Here is a 24780-nt window from a genome sequence, read left to right on the forward strand (position 1 = left end):
CAGCAGGCATATGTCGTGTCGGTGGAGGCCAACCGGCGCTTCGAGGCGATTTTAGGGGCGGCCGCGGCCGAAAAGCTGAGGAGCCTCGCCGACGACGCCTATGTTTCGAAGCCGGCGAGCAGCACCGAATCGTCGGAGCGATAGAGCACCGCGCATCCTTTGGGACGCGCCACGGACGGTGCGGTCCAGTCTTTCTACGACCATCGACCGCCGCTCGAATGCAGGCGGACGACAATCTGTGCTAAAGTTACCCTATGAAAGCATGGCTGGAAGCGGCAAAGAGCCGGGCGCGCGACATGAAGCTTGATGTCGTCGCCCTGTGGTTCGCCGCACGCGATCCTCGGGTGCCCTGGTCCGCGAAACTCGTGGCGGGGATGGTGGCCGCCTATGCGCTTTCCCCAATCGACCTGATCCCCGATTTCATTCCGGTGCTCGGCTATCTTGACGACCTGATCATCGTACCGCTCGGCGTAATCCTGGCCATAAGGCTTGTTCCGCCGCCGCTGATGGACGAGTTTCGAGCGCAGGCTGCCGCGCTCGAAACACGCCCGCAAAGCAGGACGGGAATGTTCTTTATCGTGGCGCTCTGGCTGGCTTTCGCAGCTTTGCTGATCTGGGCCTTTTGGCCCACCCACGCCAGATAGTCCGATCACGCTTGCTTGCACTTGAAACCGCCCTTGCCTGCTGCGCCGGCGGCCTAAAACCCAAGCGCCAGCCACGCAGTCCCAGCAAGCAGCGTGATCAGCGTCAGCGGCGCTCCGACCCTGAAGAAGGCTCCGAAAGACAGCGCCTTGCCGGCGGCGCGCGCCTGCTCTGCGACAATCAGATTGGCCACCGAGCCGAGCAGCGTGAAATTGCCGGCCAACGTCGAGCTCATGGCGACGACCAGCCAGGCGCGTTCGGGGCTCTCCAGGCCGGGTATGAACGGCCGCAGCGCCAGCACGGCCGGAACGTTGCTCATGATGTTGGACAGCACTGCGGTGAAGCCGGACAGCCGCCAGACATCGTCCAGCCCGAGGTCCTTTGCCGAGGCGATGATCTCGGGGGTGAGAAGCGCCTTCTCGGCGCCGGCGACGACGATGAAAAGGCCGGCGAACATGAACAGCAGCGGCCCGTCTATCTCGCGGTAGATGCGCGCCGGCTTGATGGCGCGGGTCACAAGAAGGATGGCGCCGCCGATCAGTGCGGCCTTGGCAACCGGAACGCCGGCGAAGAAGGCGATTGCCAGTCCGATGCAGACGACCACTGCCTTGAGCACCTGTCCCGGCAGCATGCGGCCGCGATAGACTTCGGGGCTGAGCTCGGTCTTGCGCGCAAATTCGGCGCGATAGACGATGCGCACGATGACGACGACGGCGACGAGGCCAAACAGCGCGACCGGCGCCAGGGCCGCCGAGAAGGCCGGATAGGAAATCCCCGACAGCGCGCCGATGACCATGTTCTGCGGGTTTCCGGTGATGGTGGCGACGCTGCCGCAATTCGACGCCGTGGCGGTGGCGATCAGGTAGGGAATTGGGTTGCGGTTGATGACCCGGGTGACGTGGACGACGATCGGCGCCATGACCAGGCAGATCGCGTCGTTGACCAGGAACGCTGACAGGACGCCGGTCAGCAGCGTCACCATCAGCAGCAGCATAAACGGCGCATGTGCGTGCTCGATGGCAACGGCGCCGAGTGCGCGAAAGGCGCCCGATACCTTCAGATGCGCGACGACGATCATCATGCCGAGCAGCAGCGTGATGGTGTCGAAATTGATGGCGCGGTAGGCGTCCTCCAGGCTGAGCGCGCCGATGGCGATCATCGCCGCACCGCCGAGCAGCGCAACGCCTGCCCGGTCAAGGCGTAAGCCGGGGATCCTGCCGATGGCAACGCCGGCATAGGTCAGGATCAGGATCAGCAGTGCGGCCGCACCCATCAATGTCATTCGTGGGAAAGCCCCGTTCAGATCCGCCCTGCCCTGCCATAACGGTAGCCGGCGCAAGCTATGATTCCTGCCGCCATACTCACCCGAGCTCAATCCGATCGGGCAAGCCTTGGCAATATCAAACATTGATGCGACGCGCACAGCGTCGAACAATCGGAGAGACTGGCGCACCATCGGCCAACTCACCCAGACAATCACACCAGCAGAGTTTCTCGTAAACGCTGGGTATGCTTCCGTCGAAGATGAAGGCTTAGAAGAAGCCCAGGCTCATTGAATCGTGGCTCGATCATGGCGAGGATGGAGACTGTCTCCACCTATGGGCCGGCCGACCAGCAAAGCGAAGAACGCGCCTTCGGCATGGCAAGGCGAGCGCTGAACACCCGACTGACGCTGGAACAAGCAGCCGATTGCGGAGTTGAAACGGCGGTAGAGGTTTGCCGGAATGAGTTCCACTCCCGTGCTGCGGTACATCTATTGGGTAATTGTTCTCGACGTTTCGGTCGTGCTTGCGCCTTACGCTCTTAGCGCGGCGTGGCCGCAATGACGCAGCGCGATCCTAACGCCACTTCACCACAGGAAGACAAGAAGGACGGCATCGGACGAGCACTTGGACTCGGCCTTATCACCGGCGCTGCTGACGACGACTGCTCGGCCATCGGTACCTATGCGAGTGCCGGCGCGCGCTTTGGCCCAGACCTGCTTTGGACCGCTCCTGTAACGCTGCCGATGATGTACACTGTCGTGTATCTCTCGTCGAAGCTTGGACAGGTTTCGGGCCGCGGCCTCTTTCATGCGATCAAGGACTTCTACCCACGGTGGCTGCTCTGGGCTGTTCTTGTGGGCGTGCTGATCGGCAACACTATCGAAGCAGCCGCCGATCTCGGCGGCATGGCTGCATCCATCAACATCTTCCTTCCTGTTCCGATCCCCCTCATTGTGATCGTAGTCGCGGCCGCGATCTTTGCTCTCCAGCTTTGGGGCTCCTACACGCTCATTCGTAACATCTTTCGCTGGCTCGCGCTGGCCCTGCTTGCCTATGTCGGCTCAGCCATCATGGCGAAGCCGGATGCGGCAGCCGTGCTGTGGGGCACCCTTGTTCCGAAGATCGAGTTCAGCCGCGAGTTCCTGTCCATTCTGGTGGCTATCATCGGCACCACCCTTTCAGCGTACCTCTACACCTGGCAGTCGAACGAGGAGGTGGAGGAAGAGATTGCCGAGGGGAGAACGACGCTGAAGGAGCGCAAGGGTGCCACGGACGGTGAACTGCGCCGCTCCCGCCGCGATATCCTGATCGGCATGATCTTTTCCAATCTCATCATGTACTTCATCATCCTGTCGACAGGGTCTACGCTCTATGAAGCCGGCGAGCACGACGTAGAGACCGCCGCTCAAGCAGCCGAAGCTCTCAAGCCGCTCGCTGGTGCAGCCGCTGGCGTACTGTTCGCTGCCGGCGTGATCGGGGTCGGGTTCCTTGCCGTTCCGGTCATGACGACAGGTGCGGCATACGATCTGGCACAGGCAGTTGGATGGAAGCACAGTCTTCATGCCAAGCCGCGTGAGGCGCCAAAGTTCTACATCGCGATCGGCGCCTTCACGCTGATTGCTGTCGGCCTGAATTTCCTGGGTTTCAACCCGATGAAGGCGCTCGTCTGGTCCGGCATCGTGCAGGGCTTTTCTACGCCGCCACTGCTTCTTCTTATCATGCTAATGACGAACAACCCGCGGATCATGGGAGACAAGGTCAACAGCCGCACTACCAACGCTCTGGGATGGGCTACTACGATCGCAATCTTTTCCGCCTCTTTAGGGCTGGTAGCGACCTGGTTTATCTAAGGTCACCATGACGCTCGCGCCATACCCCGGCAATTCGAGCTCACACGTCTCTACCGTGCTCCCGGGGCGGCGTGGCCAAGTGCGCGTGCTTCTGGAAAATCGCAATCTTGTCGGGATAGGTAATCCGGATCTCGCGTCCGCATCCGTCGCACCTGTAATGGGAAACGACCTGAAACCAGCTGCCATTCTTGATGACGGTGAAGTTGCACTGCGGGCATTGGAAAGTCAGGCCAACAGAGAATAGGCTGGGAGAGAGGGACATTGCAGCACTTCGCATTCTGGAGAGTTTTGAGGCAGCTTGGTTAGTCCAGCGTCTCCACGACGAAGGAAACGGCAATTAAATCGTCGGCATCGATTCTGCCCTTGCCGCCCTCCATGACGGCTGCGACCTTTCGAAAGGTCTTCAGTTCACTCTCGGTAATCCGGGCGCCGCGCATCCTCTCATTGAGGTCGGCCACGCGCATTCGCAGCGCCTGGGACGCTCCAATCTCACGGTTCGACATGGTGATCACATTCCTCGTCGCTTGACTTCCCGCCGCACCTTTCGGCACGGCGGGCTGTCCTCCCAGTCGCTTTGGTCATTCTATGACTTTGATGATCTTGCGTGTGCCCGGGTCAACGACAACGGTCCGGTTGTCGACCACCACGTAGCGGTATTTTGCGTCGGGGACTTCATGAAGCTCGACCGTCTCGGGCAGGGTTGAGCCGATATTGAGCTCCACTCCAGGGATTTTCACCGATGCTAGCGGCTGCTTCTTGACATATTCCCTGATGACCGTCTCCTGTTCAGGCTCGATGACTACGTCCTGAGCAGCAACGGCGCCGATACCTGCCAGCAGCAGAAATCCTGCGGCTGCAGTGGAAAGACGCATTCTCATAAGTGCCTCCTCGTGTGGACTCTGTGCGCTGAACGGCATCGTCTTGGCGCCAGGCTCACCAAACCTCAGGCAGTCGCAAACGTTCCCTGGTTGGGCTTCGGTCTGATCCAGACGGGACCTAAGTCTCACCTGTTTTCGCGTAATAGCCCTGACATCGCGCCACCCGGAACTGCCGCTGCTCGCAGTAGTTGCTCGCTGTGAGTTCACGGGAGGAGCCCATGGAGAATAGCGTCCACCAAGCCCGCTGGTTACTCGCTCCGGTCTTCGCCGTCTCCATTGCGTTCCTGGCGATGGGAATGATCGTTAGCTAGGAACAATCGGACGTTGACGGACCGAAGAACGAAATTGAGATCTGCGCAGCTAAGTCCCTTCCTGCGCTGATAAAGGACCACCCGCCACTCCTCGATTTGGCGGGTGGTCCGAGCGAGCGCGACTGAGGCGTCCCCGTCGCTGGAGCCCAGCACCGAGGCGTGGCGCAGCTCTTCCTCGCCACGGAGATGTCTGATGTGGAGCCTCATGCCGGGGCACAGCGCGGTTCGTCGCGTATGGCACTATAAATTACAAAAGGGATATTACGGGCCACGAGTTCTCAGCAACCGAAGAGCTGATGCAGTCCTGCAAGAGCACGTCCAGGATGACGACGTCAGGCTCAACAAGGGCCAAAATTTGTCGTGCACGATTGCAACTTGGCTCTGAGGCCACCGCAAAGCCAGCCTCTGAGTGACGTCTCGATATTCGATGACGATCATCGGCTCGTCCTCAAAGATGAGCGCTAGAGGCTTCTCATGTCCTCCTCCTTGATGGGCAGGAGCACGATGTGCGCTGACCTCCCGGCAACGGCGCCCGGATAGTCGCGTCGCACCTAGTCTTCCCAAAGCCTTGGAAGCGAGCGTGCCGAAGATCGTTGCCGCGCAAGTGCTTCACCCCGGTCTTGATCGGAAGGGGACACCGATCTCGCAGCTTGGTTCACAGGAGATGCCGCAGAAGCCGAAGGCCCTTCCCGAGCCGGGTGTTCCATGCGGAAGTCAAAAAGCCCGCCGCACCTTTCGGCACGGCGGGAGATCAGTCGTTCACCAGGCACAGGGTGGGCGGGGGTGGGTGTGCCCGGATCGTAGGGAATCCTACGCGCGCCGGCTGCGTCTCGTCTACCAACCGGCGGTTGGGAGCGTCAACTCGGTTAGCTTGCATTACCCGGGCCTACCGCCCCAGAGCTTGTTTCGAAGCCGACAGAAGTTCTTCCTCGTCCACCACTCCCGCCATGTAATTGGCAATAATTCGGGAGGCGAGCGACTCGCGCTGTTGTTCCGATTGGCCGTCAATCTTCAAACGATCGAACACGCGGCCAAGTAGCGCCAGCTCTGACGGGTTGAAAACACCCGAATCCTCTGCTCTTCCACGAAGCGGCATGACAAACCCCCTTCGCCCAGAGATTTTGTTCGTGCAGCATTATTATACACAAAAAACGCACCCCGTTGCAGAATCGCAGACGCGAGATGCGCCCTCGCGGAAGATCTGCGAGCGGGCGAGGACGACCTCACATCAGATCTTCAGCAACCCCGTCGAATTTCTTGAGGCCTTCGCTTGGAGGCTTCTGCTTAAGCAGTCCCTGTGCAGTTGCAGCCGCCTCGAAAGCGGCGAACGCAGCTTGGTGACTGCAATGTCCGGCCAGGCATTCCTCGATCATTCGGATTGCTTCAAGTCGGGACGGCTTGTCCATGAATGGCCATGGTTGCTGAAGCGCTTTCGCAGCGTCGGCTATCGACGCGACCACCATCGGCCTGTGATTCAGGTAGATTGTAATCGGGATGAATGCCGTCATTTTGTCGCTCCGCAGATTGAAGGCGGTTAAACGCAAAGACATGGCGGTGGTTGCATGAACGTGCATCATCGCGAATTCAGAGCGCCGGCCCGAGCCACGACGCAATCGGAACTGGCCGAGCGATCAGGGGTATCGGTTCCCATGAGAAGGCCGTCACCGTCACCACCTGCGGGCAAATCTGTTTCGACCGCAAGAATGTCAATCTCAGCCTCGTCTTTGCCGGTCAGACCGTCGGCATCGAACAGGTCGAGGACCGAATCTGGCTGACTAGCTTCATGGACTATGATCTGGGATATTTCGACGATGAGATGCAGGCTGGAACCACTGGACAACCCGTTCGGGCCGAAAGGGGTGCCCATGCCTCCGGTATAAACCGTAACCTATGTGTCCAGAATGGACCCTGAAAATGCTGGCGATCCCGACAGGATTCGAACCTGTGACCATCGGCTTAGAAGGCCGGTGCTCTATCCAGCTGAGCTACGGGACCGCTGGGCCGACGCCAAGGGCCGGCTGAATCACGCGCTGGGACGGCTGCCCGGCATTGCCGGTCAATGCGTCCAGGGCGTCCTGCGGTCATAGCGGAAATTCTCCGCATAGGAAATCTGGCGGCGCTTGGATTCTTTCGGCTCCTCGACACGGAAGGCCAGCCCCTCTTTCTCGGCATAGGCCACCGCCTCTTCCCGGGTGTCGAAGGTGAGCCTGATCTGGCTCCGCATGTCACCCGAAGTGGTGTAGCCCATCAGGGGATCGATTTTCTTGCGCATCTCGGGATCGAATTCCAGCACCCAGTGGCCGGTCTTGGCCTTGCCGGACTGCATCGCGGTTCTGGCTGGGCTGAAAATGCGCGCGGACATGGACACCTCGTTGCTACGGGCAAGCGGCACCGCCGCTGTATTCCCGTCATTACTGCGCAATGCCGCCGGCGGCAAGGCCGATGCCTGCCGTACCTTTCGACACGGCGGGCCACCGACGGTGACCGCGCGACGGTTCACGGCAAAAGACCCTGCCGTTTGTTCCGTTTTCGTCTCTTAGGGGTCGCGCAGCCAAGCCCGGAATCTATAGCCCGCAAGGACTCGGGCCGCGGTAATCAGCAGCGGGAGCCGTTGACGAGCACGTTGTGCCGGCGCCCAAGGCGCTTGGCGAATGCCGATGCAAATCGTTCTCGTCTCGCTTTGGCACAATGGGATTGGCATCTGAATTGCTACATCTGACTTGCTAGTGAGACTCGCCAGAGTGTAGCCACAGCGCTTTGCGAAGGGGGAAGGAAATGGGCTTAGCCGAAGACTTGTCTGATGTTGCGCTCACATTCGAATGTCCGGATTGCTCGCATCCGGCGGTAAGGAAGGGCTCTGCGCTAAGGACGATCGCGCACTTCAGATGTGACGGGTGCAACGCCAAGGTGCGGATCACTTATCCGCAGAAGCTAGCGATCTTCGAAAAGCACAAGCTATTGGCCGCCGGAGGGGCGTTGCAATTGGCTAGCTAAGCCTTTTCCAGATCGTCGGTCGCGCGGATTTCGATGAGCACAAGATTCGCAGAATCCTGGAGGTGGTATCGTTGGTGACGGGCTGAGGATCGCTCAATTCAAGCAGCTTCCTTGCTGGCGAAGCGATTGATGTTCCAAGCACCGCCGCCGGTTGACGCGCCGCCGAGCTAGTTGAACGCGAGCCTCGCTAGCGCCGGAGGGCGACAAGGCGCGGCTACTTCATTTCTCTGCGCGATGAACAGCCGTGCGACTTTGGGGACTTTTCGTGCAACTCCCTGCCACTCTATGGCGTTCGGTCCGTTTTTGTCGTTTCGGGGGTTGCCTTCCAAAGCCCGGAACCCTATAGCCCGCAAGGACTCGGAGTGTAGCGCAGCCTGGTAGCGCATCTGGTTTGGGACCAGAGGGTCGGGAGTTCGAATCTCTCCACTCCGACCATTCATTCACCGCGACGAACAGCAGCCGTGCTGCCGGCGCAGCTGCGCCGGACAGCATCTGCGGCCGACGAAGCACCCAGCGACCGACGGGCAGCCCATATTTCCGCGCGTGCCCGCCTGAAGCTGCGAAGCGTCAGATTTGGATGAACGCCAGGAGATCCGGATTGATGATCTCCGGGTGGGTGGTGCACATGCCGTGCGGAAGGCCCTTGTAGACCTTGAGCGTGCCGTGTTTGACGAGCTCGGCTGCAAGCAGAGCGGAGTCGGCAATCGGCACGATCTGATCGTCATCGCCGTGCATGATCAGGACAGGCACGTCGATCTTCCTCAGGTCCTCCGTAAAGTCGGTCTCGGAAAAAGCCTCGATGCAGTCGTAATGGGCCTTGGCTCCGCCCATCATGCCCTGGCGCCACCAATTATCGACAGCCCCTTGCGAGACCTTGGCGCCCTCGCGATTGAAGCCGTAGAACGGGCCAGCCGGCACATCCCTGTAGAACTGGGCGCGGTTGGCGACCAAAGCGGCACGGAAGCCGTCGAAGACCTCGATGGGCAGGCCGCCGGGCTTGCTGTCGGTCTTGAGCATGATCGGCGGCACCGCGCCGATCAGCACCGCCTTGGCGACGCGTCCTTCGCCACCGTAGCGGGCAACGTAACGCGCCACCTCGCCGCCGCCGGTCGAGTGGCCGATATGGACGGCGTTCTTGAGATCAAGGTGAGCGACCAGAGCCGCGACATCGGCGGCATAGGTGTCCATCTCGTTGCCGGTCGCCGTCTGTGTCGAGCGGCCGTGCCCACGACGGTCATGCGCGATCACGCGATAGCCCTTGTCGAGGAAGAACAGCATCTGGTTGTCCCAGTCATCGGCGCTGAGCGGCCAGCCGTGATGGAACACGATTGGCTGGCCTGTGCCCCAATCCTTGTAGAAAATCTCGGTGCCGTCCTTGGTGGTGAATGTGCTCATCCTCTTACTCCTTGGTGCAGGTGGCTGTGGACAAAGCTATCGCAACGGAGTCATGGTGAGGATTGGCAAAACAGACATTGAACAAGGCAAAACTGACAGATGGGGGCGGCGCGTGATCCGGTCGAAATCGGGCTTGTGGTGTATCCCGGCGTTCAGGAAGCGGCAGTACTGGGCCTCACCGATCTGTTTCAGCTGGCCAACCGGCTGGCTTCCGAACGGTCGCCGGATGCGCTGAGGCTTCGCGTCACACATTGGCAGTGGCAAGAGGCGAGTCAAACGGTCATCCCCACCTTCGACAGCGAGCCCGGCCCTGGCTATGGACCTGCCATGGTCATCTTGCCTCCGACGCTGGGTGATCCGATTCCGCGCGAGGCGGCCGCACCCTATGCCGACTGGCTCAGGGCCCGCCATGCGGCCGGCGCGACGCTCGGCTCGGTCTGCGCCGGCGCCTTCGTGCTGGCCGAGACCGGCCTGCTGTCGGGTCGTGTTGCGACCACGCATTGGGCCTATCGCGACGCGCTGGCGATACGCTTTCCCGACATCCTACTCGATGCCGACAAGCTGGTCATCGACGATGGCGACATCATCACCGCCGGCGGCTATATGGCCTGGACCGATCTCGGCCTGAAACTCGTCGACCGGGTGCTTGGGCCGACCGTCATGATAGAGACGGCGCGTTTCATGCTGGTGGACCCGCCGGGACGCGAGCAGCGCTTCTACAGCCCGTTTGCTCCCAGGCTGAACCATGGCGACGAGGCCATCCTCAAGGTGCAGCATTGGCTCCAGGCGAGAGGCGCGCGCGATGTGACGCTTGCCACCATGGCGGAGCATGCGGCCTTGGAGGAGCGGACTTTTTTGCGCCGCTTTCGCAACGCCACCGGCCTCAAGCCGACCGAGTATTGCCAGCACCTGCGCGTCGGCAAGGCGCGTGAGATGCTGGAAACGACGACCCGATCCATCGACCAGATCGCCTGGGATGTCGGCTATGACGATCCCGGCTCCTTCCGCAAAGTGTTCGCCAGGATAACCGGCCTGGTGCCGGGCGATTACCGCAGGCGTTTTGGCGTGTAACGAGCGGCCCTGCCCGGCGAAAGCTGAGCGGTGGCGGTTGCGGTGTAGAGCGCTTTCGATATCGGTCCTTGAAAAATCGTCGCCAACATAAAGCAGGCGGCAGGCATGTTCCTTGGCCACCTCATAGGCGAAGCAGTCACGTTGCCAGTGCCGTATACGCGCGACTGGCGACCCCTCTTTGAAGGCAAGCTCGCCGGGAAGAGAACCCCAACCGCCTCATCTCCCGGCGAGCCTACAACCTGATTTGATACGCATCAGGACCGGGGTTAGCCGGCAAGGCTGACCTTGCAAAATGGATGCCAGCACTGATTTCCCGAAATGGGACACCGCCTGAGCCTGTCGTATCAGATCTCGAACTCGCCCTGCCCCTCATCCATGGCGCTGACGGTTTCGGCGGCCAGCGCCCTAGTGATCGGCGTCTTGCGCTCCAGTGCCGTGCGATCCAGCCGCTCGACCACCCGCATCGCGGTTGCCAGCGAGCGTTCGATTCGGCGCACCAGATATTGCACGACATGCGGCTCGACCTCGACCTGGCGGTCGGCGAACAGTTTGGTGATGACGCCGGCCAGCAAGTGATCGTCGGGCTCGTGGATCTCGACCGTCGCCGCCGCCTTCAGCCGCGAAGCGAGGTCCGGAAGTCTGACGCCCCAGGCGGACGGAAAGCGCCGCGCGGTCAAGAGCAAGGTAGAGCCGGCCCCGCGCACCGCGTTGATCAGATGGAACAGCCCCTCTTCATCGACCGGACCGGCATCGACATCGTCGATCAGGGCCGGCCGCGCGCCGAGGCTCGCTATGCAGTCGCCGATCCGTCCGGCGTCGATCTTCACTGCGCCGGCGCGGGCGCGCCAGATCGAGGCCAAGTGGGTTTTTCCAGAGCCCGCCGGACCGGCGAGCACGACCACCGGCGACGGCCAGTCCGGCCAGCGATCGACCAGCGCCACCGCCTGGCTGTTGGTGCCGGAGACGAAGAGCTCATCGCGCGAGTAGCCGGTGCCGTGGCCGAGATCGAGTGGCAACTGGCGCGGCGGGTCGATCTTGTTGTGGTCCGGCATCTGGCTCAACTGCGCGGCCCACCGCTCCCGCGGCGACGCGCCGGCAGCGGCGGGACAGGTTCGGTATTGTGGCCCTTGTAGAGCGGCGAATCGAGATAGCGGGAAATGGCAAAGCGCACCAGAACGGCAACGGCGGCCGAGGCCGGCACGGCGATCAGCAAGCCGACGAAGCCGAACAGCGCGCCGAAGGCAAACAGCGAAAACATCAGCCACACCGGATGCAGGCCGACGCTTTTGCCGACCAGCCTCGGCTGCAGGATGTTGCCCTCGATAAACTGGCCGACGAAGAACACGCCGGCCACCGCCGCGACCATGGGCCAGTCCGGCCAGAACTGGACGAAGGCGACGCCGACGGCCAGCACCAGCCCGGTCAGCGAGCCGACATAGGGAATAAAAGAGATCAGCCCGGCGAACAGGCCGATGAGGATGCCGAAATTCAGGCCGGTCAAGGTCAGCCCGGTGGCGTACATGGCGCCCAGTACCAGGCACAGCGTGCCCTGGCCGCGCACAAAGCCGGCGGTGGCGGTATTGATGTCGTTGGCGATTGCCCTGACGGTCTGGACATAGTCGCGCGGCACCCAGCTGTCGACAATCGCCACCATGCGGTCCCAGTCGAGCAGCATGTAGAAGGCGACGACGGGCGTGACGACGAACAGGCTGACCACCGATACCAGCGCCACGCCGGAGCTCCAGATCGAGGTGAACACCGTGGTCAGGAGGCCGAAGCCGGAGGTCAGCAGCGAATTCAACCCTTCGCGCAGGCCATTGGCGTCGACGCCGAATTTCTCTTCCAGCCATCTCGGATCGAAGCTGGTGATCAGGGTCTGCAGGCGGGTCAGGTATTCCGGCAGCTTGCTGGCGAAATCGGCCATCTGCGAAGCCAGCACCGGAATCAGGATGACGAAGGCCAGAACCAGAACGACGATGAAGGCAAACAGGATGACAATCGTCGCCATCAGCCTGGACAGGCCGAGCCGCTGCAGCCGGTCTGCGACCGGGTCGAGGAAGTAGGCGAGCACCATGCCGGCGACGAACGGCAGCAGGATGCCGCTGAAGACATAGAGGAAGATCGCGAGGATGACGGCGCTGATCAGCCAGAAGCGGATTTGGCGGCGAAACACGCCAGACGCGGCAGCATCGGCAGCGGCAGCCTCGGCTGCCGCGTCGATGTCCTGGTCAGGTGCCCGGTTTGGAGCCTTCGCCATAGCCGCTCATATGTCTCAGCCAAGCCACGAGATAGGCCGCGGCCGAAGCCACGGTCAAGACCCCGGACAGCAATATGAGCACCGGCCTGAGCGGGTCGAGGTCGATGGCGAGGGCCAGCTCGCCCAGCACCACCGCCGCCAGCCCGATCTGGATGGCGGTGTTGGCTTTCGACACGAACAGCGGCTTCATCTCGACCGGGTGGGCCATGACGGTGGACAAAACGACGGCGCAGACGATCAGCGCATCGCGCGACACCATGGTGATGACCAGCCACAGCGGCAATTCACCGATGAAGCCCAGCACCACGAACACCGAGACCAGCAGCAATTTGTCGGCCATCGGATCGAGATAGGCGCCAAGCTGCGAAAACTGGTTGAAGTGGCGGGCGATGAAGCCGTCGACGCCGTCGGAAATGCCGGCGATCAGGAAGCCGGCGAAAGCCCAGTCCCATCGCGCCTGCAGCATGGCCAGCACCACGCCCGGCACCAGCACGAAACGCATGATCGTGATCATGTTGGGGATGGTCAAACGCATATCCCGTCGCTTCTGTTTTGATGATACATGATGGAGATGAGAGGCTACGGCAAGTGGCGACGCTCTCTCCTCGCTCACCTGCTCCACCCCAAACCGAAAAAACGAAGCTAGCGAATGACGATGGCACAGAGAATTACAATCGCCCTGCGTGTCACACTTTGCTATTTGGCCGGAGTGACAGAAAGCGTCTTAGCCTTCTCATCTTTCACAACTCCACACCGCGACTCGGCGATGCATGACCTTTTGACCACTTTCGTTCTTGCCTTGGTCGTCGGCCTTCTGGCGTCTTGGCCTCTCTGGTTAGTGGCTGCCGCCGTGGCGTTCGTTTTCGGGCGGTCAGTCGCCGTAAACTCAGGTGTCTGGAGTGTGGCGGCAAGTTTGATCGCCGCCGGTTTCTCCTACGGAGTCCTCCCGAGCGACGAGGTCAGGTCTTTAGCGACCGTCGGCGCCCTCGCCGCTGCGCTGGCGGGCATTTCTTTCTACTGCTGGAGCGTATGGAGCCCGGTTCGGCCGGTCTAATTGAACACCGCCATCGCCCGCTTGCCTTGCGGGGCAAAACCGTTCATGCGAAGAGCCCTCAAGCAAACGAAACAGCGATGAGCAGGCGCCGGAAAATGAGCAAGCGCAAGAACGGGCTCACCTATGCCGAGGCGGGTGTCGACATCGATGCCGGCAATCTCATGGTCGAGAAGATCAAGCCGCTGGTGCGCGCGACGCGCCGGCCGGGCGCCGATGGCGAGATCGGCGGCTTTGGCGGCCTGTTCGACCTCAAGGCCGCCGGCTTCACCGACCCGGTGCTGGTCGCCGCCAATGACGGCGTCGGCACCAAGCTGAAGATCGCCATCGATGCGGGCAAGCACGACACGATCGGCATCGACCTCGTCGCCATGTGCGTCAACGATATCGTCGTGCAGGGCGCCGAGCCATTGTTCTTCCTCGACTATTTCGCCACCGGCAAGCTCGATCCAGACCAGGGTGCTTCGATCGTCGGCGGCATCGCCGAGGGCTGCCGGCAGGCCGGGTGCGCGCTGATCGGCGGCGAGACGGCGGAAATGCCCGGCATGTATCACGGCAACGACTACGACCTCGCCGGCTTTGCCGTGGGCGCGGCCGAACGCGGCCAATTGCTGCCGACCGACGACCTCGTCGAGGGTGATGTGCTGTTGGGGCTGGCCTCGTCGGGCATGCATTCAAATGGCTTTTCGCTGGTCCGCCGCATCGTCGCCACCAGCGGCCTTGCGTGGACCGATCCAGCGCCCTTCAACGATGAAGCCTCGCTGGCCGAGGCGCTGCTCGAGCCGACCCGCATCTACGTCAAGTCGATCCTCAAGGCGATCCGTAACACGCATGGCATCAAGGCGCTGGCCCACATCACCGGGGGCGGCTTTCCCGAAAACATCCCGCGCGTCCTGCCGAAAGATTTTTCCGCTGAGCTCGATCTCGATGCCATCGAGGTGCCGGCGGTATTCTCGTGGCTGGCGAAGACCGGCGGCGTGGCGCCCGCAGAGATGATGCGCACTTTCAACTGCGGTGTCGGCATGATCCTCGCCGTCGCCTCCGGCCAGGCGGCACAGGTCGCGGCCGTCCTGCAGGAGGCCGGTGAGAGCGTGACGCCGATCGGCCGCATCGTGCCGCGCCGCGACGCCGGCGTGATCTATCGGGGCTCGATCGGCCTATGAGCGCGCGCAAACGCACCGTGGTTCTGATTTCGGGACGCGGCTCCAACATGACGGCGCTGATCGCCGCGGCCAGCAACCTGGACTATCCGGCCGAGATCGTCGGCGTCATTTCCGACCGGGCCAATGCCGCCGGTCTCGGTATCGCCGCGGCGCGCGGCATCGCCACCAAGGTGATTTCGCGAGCCGACTATACCAGCAAGGAAGCGCATGACGGGGCGATCGACGCCGCACTTGTCTCGTTCGGCGCCGAGATCGTGGCGCTGGCCGGTTACATGCGCATCCTCGGCGCGCGCTTCGTCGAGAAGTGGCTGGGACGGATGATCAACATCCACCCTGCCCTGTTGCCGGCCTTCAAGGGGCTGGATACGCATGCGCGAGCCATCCGCGCGGGCATCCGCATCCATGGGTGCACGGTGCATTTCGTCACCCTGGACATGGATGACGGCCCGATCATCGCCCAGGCCGCCGTGCCGGTGATGGTCGGCGACAATGAGGACATGCTCGCCGCGCGCGTGCTGAAGGCCGAGCACCGGCTTTATCCGCTGGCGCTCGGGCTGGTCGCCGAAGGCAAGGCGCGGATGGAGGGCGGCCGTACCGTGCTTGCCCACTTCGCCGACGATGCCGACAACAGCTCCTCCGTGGTCATGGCGCCCGATCCGCTGCGCGAGGAGACCGACCTCGAGCATCTGGCGCGCATCACGCCCTGAGCAGGAGAAGGCTGGCATGGCGACAACGAAGCAACTCCTTCTTCTGCGTCATGCCAAATCGAGCTGGGACGATCCTGACCTTATCGACTTCGACCGGCCGCTTTCCGGGCGCGGGGTGAAGGCCGCCCCGCTGGCCGGGCGCGAACTGGCCAGGCATGGCTGGCTGCCGGACCTGGCGCTGGTGTCGCCGGCGCTGCGCAGCCGCGACACATGGCGGCTGGTCTCGGCGGAACTGCCGGCGAAAACGCCGGCCAAATTTGTTCAGGCGCTCTACGAGGCCAGCGCGGCAGACGTTCTCGCCAAGGTGCGGCAGGCAAATGCGGCAACGAGCAGCCTCTTGGTGCTCGGTCATAATCCCGGCCTGGAGGAATTCGCGCGCCGGCTGGCCGGCGCCGGATCGGATGCCGCGGCACTCAAAAAGCTTGAAGAAAAATTCCCGACCGCAGCCATGGCCCGCTTCGTTTTCGACGGTGACTGGGCACGGCTGGCCCTCGGCGATGCCCGGCTGACGCACTGCGTTTGGCCGAAGGATCTGCGCTAGCATGGGATCATGCGCAAAATTAAGTGCTCCAGCGTCCTACGCGGGCGGCTCTTAGGCTGAGACTTCTTGATAGGCAAAAACAAGGAGCGGCGGGCCAAGCCCGCCGCTCCTTTGAGCCCGGAGATTGAGGACTTAGCGGCCCCAGTTGCCCCGGCCGGACTGGGGCACGACCGGTTCGGTCGTGCCGGGCTGGGTCGTCACGTCGGTATTGTGCTCAGCCGTAAACGGGTTACGGATCGAACCCGTGAACGTGTTGTCGACATTTCCAACAGGCGCATCTCCAACAGACGCGGCCGGCTGGTTGACGCCGTCCGAACCATAGTGGTCACTGCCGGCAAAGGCGCTGCCTGTGGCAATGAGGATGGCGGCAGCGGTGAGAGCAATCTTGGTCATTTCAGGTACTCCAGTATTTTCATTTTTCAGTGTTGTTGTCCGTCGTATGGCGTGCCTTGGGAGGATTTCGCGTTGCTCGGACTACCCCGAGGTGGGCTCGCATTGGGGCGGTTTCCAATCACAAAGATGTTCCGGCCATGCCGTGAATCGGGTGCTTGAAATCCGCCAAAAGGCTTCCTTCGCCACAATCTTTGACATCCTTTTCAATGTGTTATGCGAATTTTCCTGCCGCAGGTGCACGGCTTTTGCTGAGCCGGCGTTCACACCGTCCTGCACGACGCGTCAACAGAAGCGAACCGATCGGTTCGATTTCTGCTGATGCACAAATGTAATTCGCAGATCTACCGGCTTTGCGTTGCTGCTCTAGACGTGCACGTCACCAAAGGAGAGTTCGCCATCGTCGCGAGCAGCCAGGAATGCGATGACCAGCAGGCAGGCATAGAGTGCGGCGACCAGCACGGCGATGACCACGCCAGGAATAGGCCCCAGGGCGGCGCTGGTGACGGCCTCGCGCACCGAACCGACGAAGCCGATGCGGACACCTTCGGTTAGAAGACCGGGAGTCGACAGTTTCAGGATCCAGGCCATCAGCAGGATCAGGAGCATGTGGATGTAGTTTCGACGAAGACGGCGCGCCAACGCCGCTCGTTGCGAAATGAGGAATTTTGGAGCGCGCAGGCTTTCGCCGACGACCAACAGCCAATCGGACGCGAAGTCCGGCTGCGGCGAGAAAATCTGCGCGAAATAGTGCCGTTCGAACTGGCGCACGCGGGCCCGGTAAACGTCGAAGAAGCGATACCGCCGCGCTTCTATCCACAGCAGCAACAAGACAAGCAGCATGGCAAAAAGCAGCACGCCGTGATGCGCGGTGGCCGTCGAAAGGGAGACGGACAACATCGCCGCGACAACCGTTATCGCCCAATTGCTCGTCCGGTCCAGGCGGTCGCGCCACCCCGTCATGCGCAGAATCTCGGCGCGATGAAAGTGCGACATCGTGGTTACGAGTTCACCGGACGAAAGTGTCCTTCCGATGGGGTCCGGCGCCGCCAACGCTTCTGCCATCACCATACCTCCACCCGCCCACGCAAAAACGGCCGGATGGATATATCGTTCCGACGCTTCACTTCGCCGCGCGCAGCCAGACCTTATTGTCGTGGAACGCAGCACCGCCATAGGGCGCCGGCGCGTCGGCGCCGGTCAGGACGTTGATGCCCTCGCCGCGCTCGTGGGCGCTGTTCGGCCAGATACCTTCGGCGATTACGACGCCGCGCCTGATGCCCTCGAACAATCTTGCGTGCAGCACGACTTCGCCCCGCGCATTGCCGATCTCGACGCGGTCGCCATTGGCCAGCCGATAGGCTGCCGCATCGTCCGGATGCAAAAGCAGTTCCGGTCGGCCCTCCTTGGCCTTCGACACCGGCGTCTCCGAAAAAGTCGAGTTGAGGAAATTGCGCGCCGGCGAGGTGGTCAGCCGGAACGGATGCGCCGCATCCGCCACCTCGATCAGGTCGACGTGGTCAGGGAATTCCGGCAGGCTTGCCACCGGCCCGAAAAGGCCCATGCTTTTCGGCGGCCGGTTGGGCGCCGCCTGCCCGGTCCAGTCGGCGCGGAAGCGGAATTTTCCGTCCGCGTGGCCGAAGCCGTCAATAAAATGCGCCGCCTCGAAATCCGGCTGCAAATCGAGCCACTTTTCTTCCTTGAGGCTCGAAAAACTGCCGAGCCCGCGCTTGCCCAAAATGATGTCGATATGCTGCTGCTCGGTCATGCCAAAGCCAGGCCTGTCGCCAACACCGAGCCGCTTGCCGAGTTCCTCGATGACGAAATGGTTGGTGCGCGGCCCTTCCGGCGGGTCGATCAGCTTCGGACCGAGCGTGATGTGCTGGTTGCCGCCGCCCTTGTAGACATCGTCATGCTCGAGGAACATCGTCGCCGGCAGCACGACATCGGCGAGTTTTGCGGTGTCGGTCATGAACTGCTCGTGCACGCAGGAAAACAGGTCGTCGCGTAAAAAGCCCTGCTTCACCAGCCGCTGCTCCGGAGCGACATTGACCGGATTGGTGTTCTGGATCAGCAGCGCCGTCACCGGCGGGCCGCCATAAAGAGCATCCTCCGCCCCGGTCAGCACCGGGCCGATGCGCGAATGGTCGAGATGGCGGATCGCGGGGTCGCGCATCCGCGTGCCTTCCAGCAGTTCCTGGTTCAGCTTGAAGATACCCGAATTGGAATGGAAGGCGCCGCCGCCCTCATATTGCCAGCAGCCGGTGACCGCGGCGATCGAGGCTGCGGCATGCATGTTGACCGAGCCGTTGCGCTGGCGGGAGAAGCCGTAGCCGAGGCGGAAATAAGTCTTCTTCGTCGTGCCGACGAGACGGGCGAAGGCCTCGATCTCGTCGAGGGAAAGCCCGGTAATATCAGCCGCCCATTGCGGCGTCCTCGTCCGAAGATGCGCTTCCAGACCGTGCGGGTCGTCGGTGTATTTTTCCAAATAGGCGCGGTCGGCCATGCCGTCACGGAACAGCACATGCATCACCGCGCAGGCCAGCGCGCCGTCGGTGCCGGGCTTCAGCACCAGGCCGAGATCGGCCTGGTTCATCGTCGCATTCTCGTAGACGTCGATGACGACGATTTTGGCGCCGCGTTCCTTGCGCGCCTTGATCGCGTGGGTCATGACGTTGACCTGGGTGACCACGGCATTGGTGCCCCAGATCACCACGCAGTCGGACTTGGCCATCTCGCGCGGGTCGGGACCGCGCAACGCGCCGGCGCCCATCATCCAGCCGGTCCAAGCCAGATTGGTGCAGATAGAACCGAAGAAGCCGGAGTACTTTTTCGCGTGGCGCAGCCGCTCGATGCCGTCGCGCTGCACCAGCCCCATCGTGCCGGCATAGTAATATGGCCAGACCGTCTCCGAGCCGTATTTTGCCTCGGCCGCAATGAATTTTTCGGCGACGAGGTCGAGCGCGGCCTCCCAGCTCGCTTCCTTCCAGACGCCCTCGCCTTTGGCGCCGGCGCGGATCAGTGGCTTCAACAAGCGGTCGGGGTGATGGACACGGTCGGCATAGCGGGCGACCTTGGCGCAGATGACGCCTGATGTATACGTGTTGGCCTTGGCGCCATGGACGCGGCCGATGCGCTTGCTGTCGAGCAGCTCGACCTCGAGCGCGCAGGTCGAAGGGCAATCATGCGGACAGGCCGAATGGCCGATCCTGAGCTTGGCGTTCTGATTCATAGGGCCAAACTAGCCGCTTATTGCGGCGGCGTGTAGGGCCAGATGGCGCTACTCCGCCGTCCCTTCCTCGTATTCCGCCGACATCGACAGCCATTTTTCCTCATGGGCGGCCAGCGTGTGGGCCAGTTGCGAGCGCTCCTTGGCCAGCCGTGTCGCCGTCGACGGGTCCTTTTCATAGACCGCCGGGTTGGCGAGTTCGTCCTCGATCAAGTCGATGCGCTTACGGATGCGGTCCATCAGCGCTTCGGTGGCGCGGATTTCCTTGGCCAGTGGCTCGAAGGTGGCACGGCGTGCGGCCGCGTCGCGGCGGCGGTCGGCCTTCGATGCTTTTTCGGCTTCGCGCTTGCCGCGGCGGTCGCCGGAGACACCGGTGACCAGCGTCTTGTAGTCATCGAGGTCGCCGTCAAAAGGATTGACCGTCCCATCCTTGACCAGCCATAGCCGGTCGGCCGTTGCCTCGAGCAGATGGCGGTCGTGCGAGATCAGGATGACGGCGCCGGGAAACTCGTTCAGCGCATGGATCAGCGATTCACGGCTGTCGATGTCGAGATGGTTGGTCGGTTCGTCGAGGATGAACAGGTTTGGGCCCTCGAAAGCCGACAGGCCCATCAGCAGTCGCGCCTTCTCGCCGCCCGACAGGTCCTTGGCGGCGGTGTTCATCTTTTCGGTGGTCAGGCCGAACTGGGCGACGCGGCCGCGCACTTTCGATTCCGGCGCTTCCGGCATCAGCCGGCGGACATGCTCATAGGCGTTTTCGTTCGGCCGGAGATCGTCGAGCTGATGCTGGGCAAAGATCGCCACCTTCAGCCCGGGCGCCACCGTCATGGTGCCGGTCTCCTGCTTCAGCCGGCCCGACAGAAGCTTGGCGAACGTCGACTTGCCGTTGCCATTGGCGCCAAGCAGCGCGATGCGGTCATCGGCGTCGATGCGCAGCGTCATCTTCTTAAGGATCGGCTGACCCTCGGTGTAGCCGACATTGGCATTGTTCAGCGCGATAATCGGCGAGGCGACCGTCTTCACCGGCTCGGGAAAGGAGAACGGTCGCACGTTGTCGTTCACAATTGCGGCGATCGGCTTCATCTTCTCCAGCGCCTTGATGCGCGACTGCGCCTGTCTCGCCTTGGAAGCCTTGGCCCGAAAGCGCTCGACGAAGGATTCCATGTGCCTGCGCGCGGCTTCCTGCTTGACCCTGCCCTTCTCCTGCAATTCGCGCTGCTCGGTGTATTGGCGTTCGAACTGGTCGTAGCCGCCGCGCCAGAAAGTCAGCTTCTTCTGGTCGAGGTGGACGATCGAGTTGACGGCGCGGTTGAGCAGGTCGCGGTCGTGCGAGATCAGAAGTACGGTGTGCGGATATTTCGACACGTAGTTTTCCAGCCACAGCGTGCCTTCGAGGTCGAGGTAGTTGGTCGGCTCGTCGAGCAGCAGCAGATCGGGCTCGGCAAACAGCACTGCGGCGAGTGCGACGCGCATGCGCCAGCCGCCGGAGAACGACGAGGCTGGCCGCCGCTGGGCGTCGTCGTCGAAGCCGAGGCCGGCGAGGATGGTGGCCGCACGCGACTCGGCCGAATGGGCGTCGATATCGGCCAGCCGCATGTGGATGTCGGCGATGCGGTGCGGATCGGTCGCTGACTTTTCCTCCTCGATCAATGCGGAGCGTTCAAGGTCGGCCTTGAGCACGATCTCGATCAGCGGCTCCTGGGTGCCGGGCGCTTCCTGCGCCACCTGGCCTATGCGCGTGTTCTTCGGCAGGCTGATCGAGCCGGTCTCGGAGGCGAGGTCGCCGGTAATCGCCTTGAACAAAGTGGTCTTGCCGGTGCCGTTGCGACCGACGAGGCCTGCCTTGCTGCCGGCCGGCAAGGTCAGCGAGGCATGGTCGAGAAGCAGACGTCCGGCCATGCGGAGCGAAAGGTCGTTAATGATCAGCATGGCCGCGCTTTTGCACGGGACGTCAGCGCTTCGCAAGACCTTGAGCGCCGCTTGGCCGGATAAGGCATGAAAATGGCCGGCAGCGGCAGATTGCCTGATGCTGCGGGAGGAAAGTTCCGATCGCCGTCCTCACCGGATCAGAGGCCAGCCCCGGGTTGGGCCGGAACCTGCTGCGACGACGCGGCGCCTGGCGAGCATCGGCTTCTCGCATCGGAAATTGCAGTTTTGTCACATTTGTCAGTAGATTGACTGTCCAACGCGGTCGTCTTCCGCGATCACCCCATGACGCAACGGCAAGACTCAGCTATCTCTATGTACGCGGCGGACCTGATACCCGCCTGGCCGGCGTCATCGCTCCCCTCCCAAGCGGCGCCGGCCACTTTTTCTGCGTTCCATCACTGCGCCGGCGGCGTGCCGGGTTGCTCATCGCCTGACGTCGACTTGGGTGCAGGGTCGACCTGCGGGTTTTGATCGGCGCCGGGGGCCTTTGTCGGTGGGATGTTGTTATCGCAAGCCGCGACAGCCAGCGCTGCCGCCAAAACGAGCCAGGTTGGGGCCAGCAAAATTGAAAGCTTGTTCATCGCAACCTCCTGTCATCGGGCAAACGAGACGGTGCTGATTTGGTTGCACGCTCAGGCAGAGCTCGGGGCATTCGGAAAGCGGGGAACAAAACGAGAGAGCGAGGAACAAAACGCGGGCTCTTCGGTTGGTCCACACCAATGGAGAAGATCATGATCCGTCTGCTCATAGCCGGTGCCGCAGTCTACGTGGCCTACCGTATAGTCAGGGAAATCATTGACGAGGTGCCCGACGACTTCGATCCGCCGTTGCTGCCGCCTCCCGATGACGACGAGTCGTTGCGGCGGCAGTCGGCGGCAATGGGCGTAGAGCCCGAGCGCTAGGTCCAGTTCATCGGCGGGTGCGCCAGTAGAAACGGACGCATCGATCGCAACTTTCACGCCGAAAGCGTTGCGAACAAAGCGGAAACGATGCTTGATGGGCAATGAACCTCGCTGCCCGTGATTCGACCTTCCGGCCTGCCTATCTCGCGAAGCTGAATGCCGAGCAGTGCCTTGCCGTCGAGCATGGCGACGGCAAGGTCGCCGGGCCGCTACTGGTGATCGCCGGAGCCGGCTCCGGCAAGACCAGCACGCTGGCGCATCGCGTCGCGCATCTGATCGTCAGGGGCGCCGACCCCAGGCGCATCCTTTTGATGACGTTTTCGCGTCGTGCCGCATCGGAAATGGCCAAGCGGGTCGAACGCATCACCGGCGAGGTGCTCGGCCGAGACGCTTCCATCATCACCGATGCGCTGAGCTGGGCCGGCACGTTTCACGGCATCGGCGCCAGGCTGCTGCGCGATTATGCGCCGGAGATCGGCCTCGATCCGGCCTTCACCATCCATGACCGCGAGGATTCGGCCGACTTGATGAACCTCGCCCGGCACGAACTCGGCTTCTCCAAAACCGAAGGCCGTTTTCCGACCAAGGGCACGTGCCTGGCGATCTATTCGCGTGCCGTCAACGCGCAGGCGCCGCTCGGCGAGATTCTCGGTTCGGTGTTTCCCTGGTGCGCGGGTTGGGCAGAACAGCTTAAGACGCTGTTCGCCCGATATGTCGAGACCAAGCAGGCGCAGAACGTGCTCGATTACGACGACCTGCTGCTCTACTGGGCGCAGATGGCCGGCGAGCCGGAGATATCAGCGCATCTGGGCGGGCGCTTCGACCATGTGCTGGTCGACGAATACCAGGACACCAACCGGCTGCAGGCCTCGATCCTCACGGCGCTCAAGCCGGACGGCTCCGGGCTGACGGTGGTCGGTGACGATGCGCAGTCGATCTATTCGTTTCGAGCGGCGGAAGTGCGCAACATCCTCGACTTCCCCAAACAGTTCGCGCAGCCGGCCGAGATCGTCATGCTTGAGCGCAACTACCGCTCGACCGAGACCATCCTGGCCGCCGCCAATGCGGTGATCGGCGAGGCCTCGGAGCGCTTTACCAAGAACCTCTGGTCGGAGCGCAAATCGGCGGAAAAGCCGAGGCTGGTCAGTGTTCGCGACGAAGCCGAGCAGGCGAGTTACGTCTGCCAGGCTATTCTGACCGAGCGTGAGGCCGGCACGGCGCTGAAAGCGCAGGCCGTGCTGTTTCGCGCCTCGCACCACAGCGGGCCGCTGGAGATCGAGCTGACGCGCCGCAACATCCCGTTCGTCAAGTTCGGCGGGCTGAAATTCCTCGACGCCGCCCATGTCAAGGACGTGCTGGCGGTGCTGCGCTTCGCCGAAAACCCGCGTGACCGCGTCGCCGGTTTTCGCGTGCTGCAGCTTTTGCCCGGTATCGGCCCTTCGGCGGCTTCGCAGATCGTCGACACCATGGCGACTTCGCTCGACCAAACGATGGGGCTGGCGCGCTACCGGCCGCCGCAACGCGCCGCCGACGACTGGCCGGGTTTCGTCGCGCTGTTCTCGCAGCTTCGCACCGGGTCGGGAAAATGGCCTGTTGATCTCGAACAGGTCAGGCTCTGGTATGAGCCGCATCTCGACCGCATCCACGAGGACGCAACGACGCGCCGGGCCGATATTCTGCAGCTCGAACAAATCGCCTCGGGCTATGCCTCGCGCGAGCGTTTCCTGACCGAACTGACGCTCGATCCGCCGGATGCAACCAGCGACGAGGCCGGGCCGCCGCATCGCGACGAGGACTATCTGATCCTGTCGACCATCCATTCGGCCAAGGGCCAGGAATGGAAGAACGTCTTCGTGCTCAACACCGTCGACGGCTGCATCCCGATCGATCTCGCCGTCGGCTCGAAGGAGGATATCGACGAGGAGCGCCGCCTGCTCTACGTGGCGATGACGCGGGCCAAGGACGGCCTGCACCTGGTCATGCCGCAGCGCTTTTTCGTCCACGGCCAGGCGGCGCGCGGCGATCGCCACGTTTACGCCTCGCGCACCCGCTTCATCCCGGCCTCGATCCTCGGCGCCTTCGAACAGACATCATGGGCGAGCGTCCAGGCCAAGGACGATCCGCGCCGCCAGCCGCAAGTGCGCGTCGACCTTGGCGCCCGCATGCGCGACATGTGGAAATAGGCTGCCTTTCGACACGGCGCTG

The 24780-nt window shown here is 62.5% G+C and carries 24 protein-coding genes, 2 tRNA genes and 1 pseudogene; 9 read left to right on the forward strand and 18 right to left on the reverse strand.

Annotated features, from left to right (window positions below; genetic code table 11):
- Positions 1 to 254 precede the first annotated feature (254 nt).
- Complete coding sequence (locus A9K68_RS22210) at positions 255 to 644, forward strand: YkvA family protein (RefSeq protein WP_065008986.1); 390 nt, start codon at positions 255 to 257, stop codon at positions 642 to 644.
- A 53-nt stretch (positions 645 to 697) separates the two neighbouring features.
- Here the strand turns inward: A9K68_RS22210 and A9K68_RS22215 are convergent, their stop codons facing one another.
- Positions 698 to 1924 (reverse strand): anion transporter, encoded by a 1227-nt coding sequence (locus A9K68_RS22215; RefSeq protein WP_065008985.1) that lies wholly within the window; start codon positions 1922 to 1924, stop codon positions 698 to 700.
- A 540-nt stretch (positions 1925 to 2464) separates the two neighbouring features.
- Between A9K68_RS22215 and A9K68_RS22220 the strand changes: the two genes are divergently transcribed.
- A complete protein-coding gene (locus tag A9K68_RS22220) occupies positions 2465 to 3757 on the forward strand; it encodes an Nramp family divalent metal transporter (protein WP_065008984.1) in 1293 nt (430 codons plus the stop codon).
- 302 nt (positions 3758 to 4059) lie between these two features.
- On the opposite strand, the gene A9K68_RS22225 is transcribed toward A9K68_RS22220, so the two are convergent.
- The 7 genes from A9K68_RS22225 to A9K68_RS22255 all read right to left on the reverse strand — a co-directional run bounded on the left by A9K68_RS22225 (position 4060) and on the right by A9K68_RS22255 (position 7308).
- Complete coding sequence (locus A9K68_RS22225; RefSeq protein ID WP_065008982.1) at positions 4060 to 4260, reverse strand: hypothetical protein; 201 nt, start codon at positions 4258 to 4260, stop codon at positions 4060 to 4062.
- A 75-nt stretch (positions 4261 to 4335) separates the two neighbouring features.
- Complete coding sequence (locus A9K68_RS22230) at positions 4336 to 4635, reverse strand: DUF1236 domain-containing protein (RefSeq protein WP_065008981.1); 300 nt, start codon at positions 4633 to 4635, stop codon at positions 4336 to 4338.
- Positions 4636 to 5832: 1197 nt separating this feature from the next.
- Positions 5833 to 6042 (reverse strand): hypothetical protein, encoded by a 210-nt coding sequence (locus A9K68_RS22235; RefSeq protein WP_029354275.1) that lies wholly within the window; start codon positions 6040 to 6042, stop codon positions 5833 to 5835.
- Positions 6043 to 6169: 127 nt separating this feature from the next.
- Positions 6170 to 6454 carry a DUF982 domain-containing protein gene (locus A9K68_RS22240; RefSeq protein ID WP_065009013.1) on the reverse strand — a complete coding sequence of 95 codons (285 nt, stop codon included), beginning with the start codon at positions 6452 to 6454 and terminating at the stop codon, positions 6170 to 6172.
- A gap of 65 nt (positions 6455 to 6519) precedes the next feature.
- Positions 6520 to 6813 carry a hypothetical protein gene (locus A9K68_RS31400; protein ID WP_065008979.1) on the reverse strand — a complete coding sequence of 98 codons (294 nt, stop codon included), beginning with the start codon at positions 6811 to 6813 and terminating at the stop codon, positions 6520 to 6522.
- A gap of 51 nt (positions 6814 to 6864) precedes the next feature.
- Positions 6865 to 6941: transfer RNA gene (locus A9K68_RS22250), tRNA-Arg, on the reverse strand.
- Between the two features lie 61 nt (positions 6942 to 7002).
- On the reverse strand, positions 7003 to 7308 hold the full coding sequence (locus A9K68_RS22255) for an ETC complex I subunit (protein WP_029354278.1): 306 nt from the start codon (positions 7306 to 7308) through the stop codon (positions 7003 to 7005).
- 990 nt (positions 7309 to 8298) lie between these two features.
- On the opposite strand from A9K68_RS22255, the gene A9K68_RS22260 reads away from it, so the two are divergent.
- Positions 8299 to 8375: transfer RNA gene (locus A9K68_RS22260), tRNA-Pro, on the forward strand.
- A gap of 132 nt (positions 8376 to 8507) precedes the next feature.
- Here the strand turns inward: A9K68_RS22260 and A9K68_RS22265 are convergent.
- A complete protein-coding gene (locus A9K68_RS22265) occupies positions 8508 to 9335 on the reverse strand; it encodes an alpha/beta hydrolase (protein ID WP_065008977.1) in 828 nt (275 codons plus the stop codon).
- A 99-nt stretch (positions 9336 to 9434) separates the two neighbouring features.
- Between A9K68_RS22265 and A9K68_RS22270 the strand changes: the two genes are divergently transcribed.
- Positions 9435 to 10406, forward strand: a complete 972-nt coding sequence (locus A9K68_RS22270; protein ID WP_065008976.1) for a GlxA family transcriptional regulator — start codon at positions 9435 to 9437, stop codon at positions 10404 to 10406.
- A 45-nt stretch (positions 10407 to 10451) separates the two neighbouring features.
- Here the strand turns inward: A9K68_RS22270 and A9K68_RS31850 are convergent.
- From A9K68_RS31850 to A9K68_RS22285, 4 genes and pseudogenes are all read right to left on the reverse strand, one after another.
- Positions 10452 to 10544 (reverse strand): annotated as a pseudogene (locus A9K68_RS31850) (type II toxin-antitoxin system VapC family toxin); the annotation flags it as partial.
- Between the two features lie 206 nt (positions 10545 to 10750).
- Complete coding sequence (hdaA, locus tag A9K68_RS22275) at positions 10751 to 11458, reverse strand: DnaA regulatory inactivator HdaA (RefSeq protein WP_065008975.1); 708 nt, start codon at positions 11456 to 11458, stop codon at positions 10751 to 10753.
- A 5-nt stretch (positions 11459 to 11463) separates the two neighbouring features.
- Positions 11464 to 12663 (reverse strand): AI-2E family transporter, encoded by a 1200-nt coding sequence (locus tag A9K68_RS22280; protein ID WP_065008974.1) that lies wholly within the window; start codon positions 12661 to 12663, stop codon positions 11464 to 11466.
- Positions 12635 to 13192, reverse strand: coding sequence for a CDP-alcohol phosphatidyltransferase family protein (locus A9K68_RS22285; protein ID WP_065009012.1), 558 nt, complete (start codon positions 13190 to 13192; stop codon positions 12635 to 12637). Before A9K68_RS22285 ends, A9K68_RS22280 begins: the two co-directional genes overlap by 29 nt.
- A gap of 620 nt (positions 13193 to 13812) precedes the next feature.
- Between A9K68_RS22285 and purM the strand changes: the two genes are divergently transcribed.
- From purM to A9K68_RS22300, 3 genes are read left to right on the forward strand one after another with little or no spacing between them, the layout of a single operon-like run.
- Positions 13813 to 14877, forward strand: coding sequence for a phosphoribosylformylglycinamidine cyclo-ligase (purM, locus tag A9K68_RS22290; RefSeq protein ID WP_246811210.1), 1065 nt, complete (start codon positions 13813 to 13815; stop codon positions 14875 to 14877).
- A complete protein-coding gene (purN, locus tag A9K68_RS22295) occupies positions 14874 to 15584 on the forward strand; it encodes a phosphoribosylglycinamide formyltransferase (protein WP_065008972.1) in 711 nt (236 codons plus the stop codon). The genes purM and purN overlap by 4 nt, the downstream gene beginning before the upstream one ends.
- Before the next feature lie 16 nt (positions 15585 to 15600).
- Positions 15601 to 16125: a histidine phosphatase family protein gene (locus A9K68_RS22300; protein WP_065008971.1), complete on the forward strand. Its 525-nt coding sequence runs from the start codon at positions 15601 to 15603 to the stop codon at positions 16123 to 16125.
- A 132-nt stretch (positions 16126 to 16257) separates the two neighbouring features.
- On the opposite strand, the gene A9K68_RS22305 is transcribed toward A9K68_RS22300, so the two are convergent.
- From A9K68_RS22305 to A9K68_RS22325, 5 genes are all read right to left on the reverse strand, one after another.
- Positions 16258 to 16518 carry a DUF680 domain-containing protein gene (locus tag A9K68_RS22305; protein WP_065008970.1) on the reverse strand — a complete coding sequence of 87 codons (261 nt, stop codon included), beginning with the start codon at positions 16516 to 16518 and terminating at the stop codon, positions 16258 to 16260.
- Between the two features lie 363 nt (positions 16519 to 16881).
- Positions 16882 to 17586 (reverse strand): DUF2270 domain-containing protein, encoded by a 705-nt coding sequence (locus tag A9K68_RS22310; RefSeq protein ID WP_203546855.1) that lies wholly within the window; start codon positions 17584 to 17586, stop codon positions 16882 to 16884.
- Positions 17587 to 17638: 52 nt separating this feature from the next.
- Positions 17639 to 19747, reverse strand: coding sequence for a molybdopterin oxidoreductase family protein (locus A9K68_RS22315; RefSeq protein WP_065008968.1), 2109 nt, complete (start codon positions 19745 to 19747; stop codon positions 17639 to 17641).
- Between the two features lie 48 nt (positions 19748 to 19795).
- A complete protein-coding gene (locus tag A9K68_RS22320; RefSeq protein ID WP_065008967.1) occupies positions 19796 to 21673 on the reverse strand; it encodes an ABC-F family ATP-binding cassette domain-containing protein in 1878 nt (625 codons plus the stop codon).
- 395 nt (positions 21674 to 22068) lie between these two features.
- The gene (locus tag A9K68_RS22325) at positions 22069 to 22254 is read right to left on the reverse strand and encodes a hypothetical protein (RefSeq protein ID WP_065008966.1); all 186 of its coding nucleotides are present in this window, start codon (positions 22252 to 22254) and stop codon (positions 22069 to 22071) included.
- A gap of 150 nt (positions 22255 to 22404) precedes the next feature.
- Between A9K68_RS22325 and A9K68_RS31405 the strand changes: the two genes are divergently transcribed.
- Positions 22405 to 22575 (forward strand): hypothetical protein, encoded by a 171-nt coding sequence (locus A9K68_RS31405; protein WP_082982452.1) that lies wholly within the window; start codon positions 22405 to 22407, stop codon positions 22573 to 22575.
- Between the two features lie 101 nt (positions 22576 to 22676).
- Positions 22677 to 24758: an ATP-dependent helicase gene (locus A9K68_RS22330; protein WP_065008964.1), complete on the forward strand. Its 2082-nt coding sequence runs from the start codon at positions 22677 to 22679 to the stop codon at positions 24756 to 24758.
- Positions 24759 to 24780: the final 22 nt, after the last annotated feature.

The organism is Mesorhizobium sp. AA22 (genome assembly GCF_001672375.2).
GTDB classification, from domain to species: Bacteria; Pseudomonadota; Alphaproteobacteria; order Rhizobiales; family Rhizobiaceae; genus Mesorhizobium; species Mesorhizobium wenxiniae.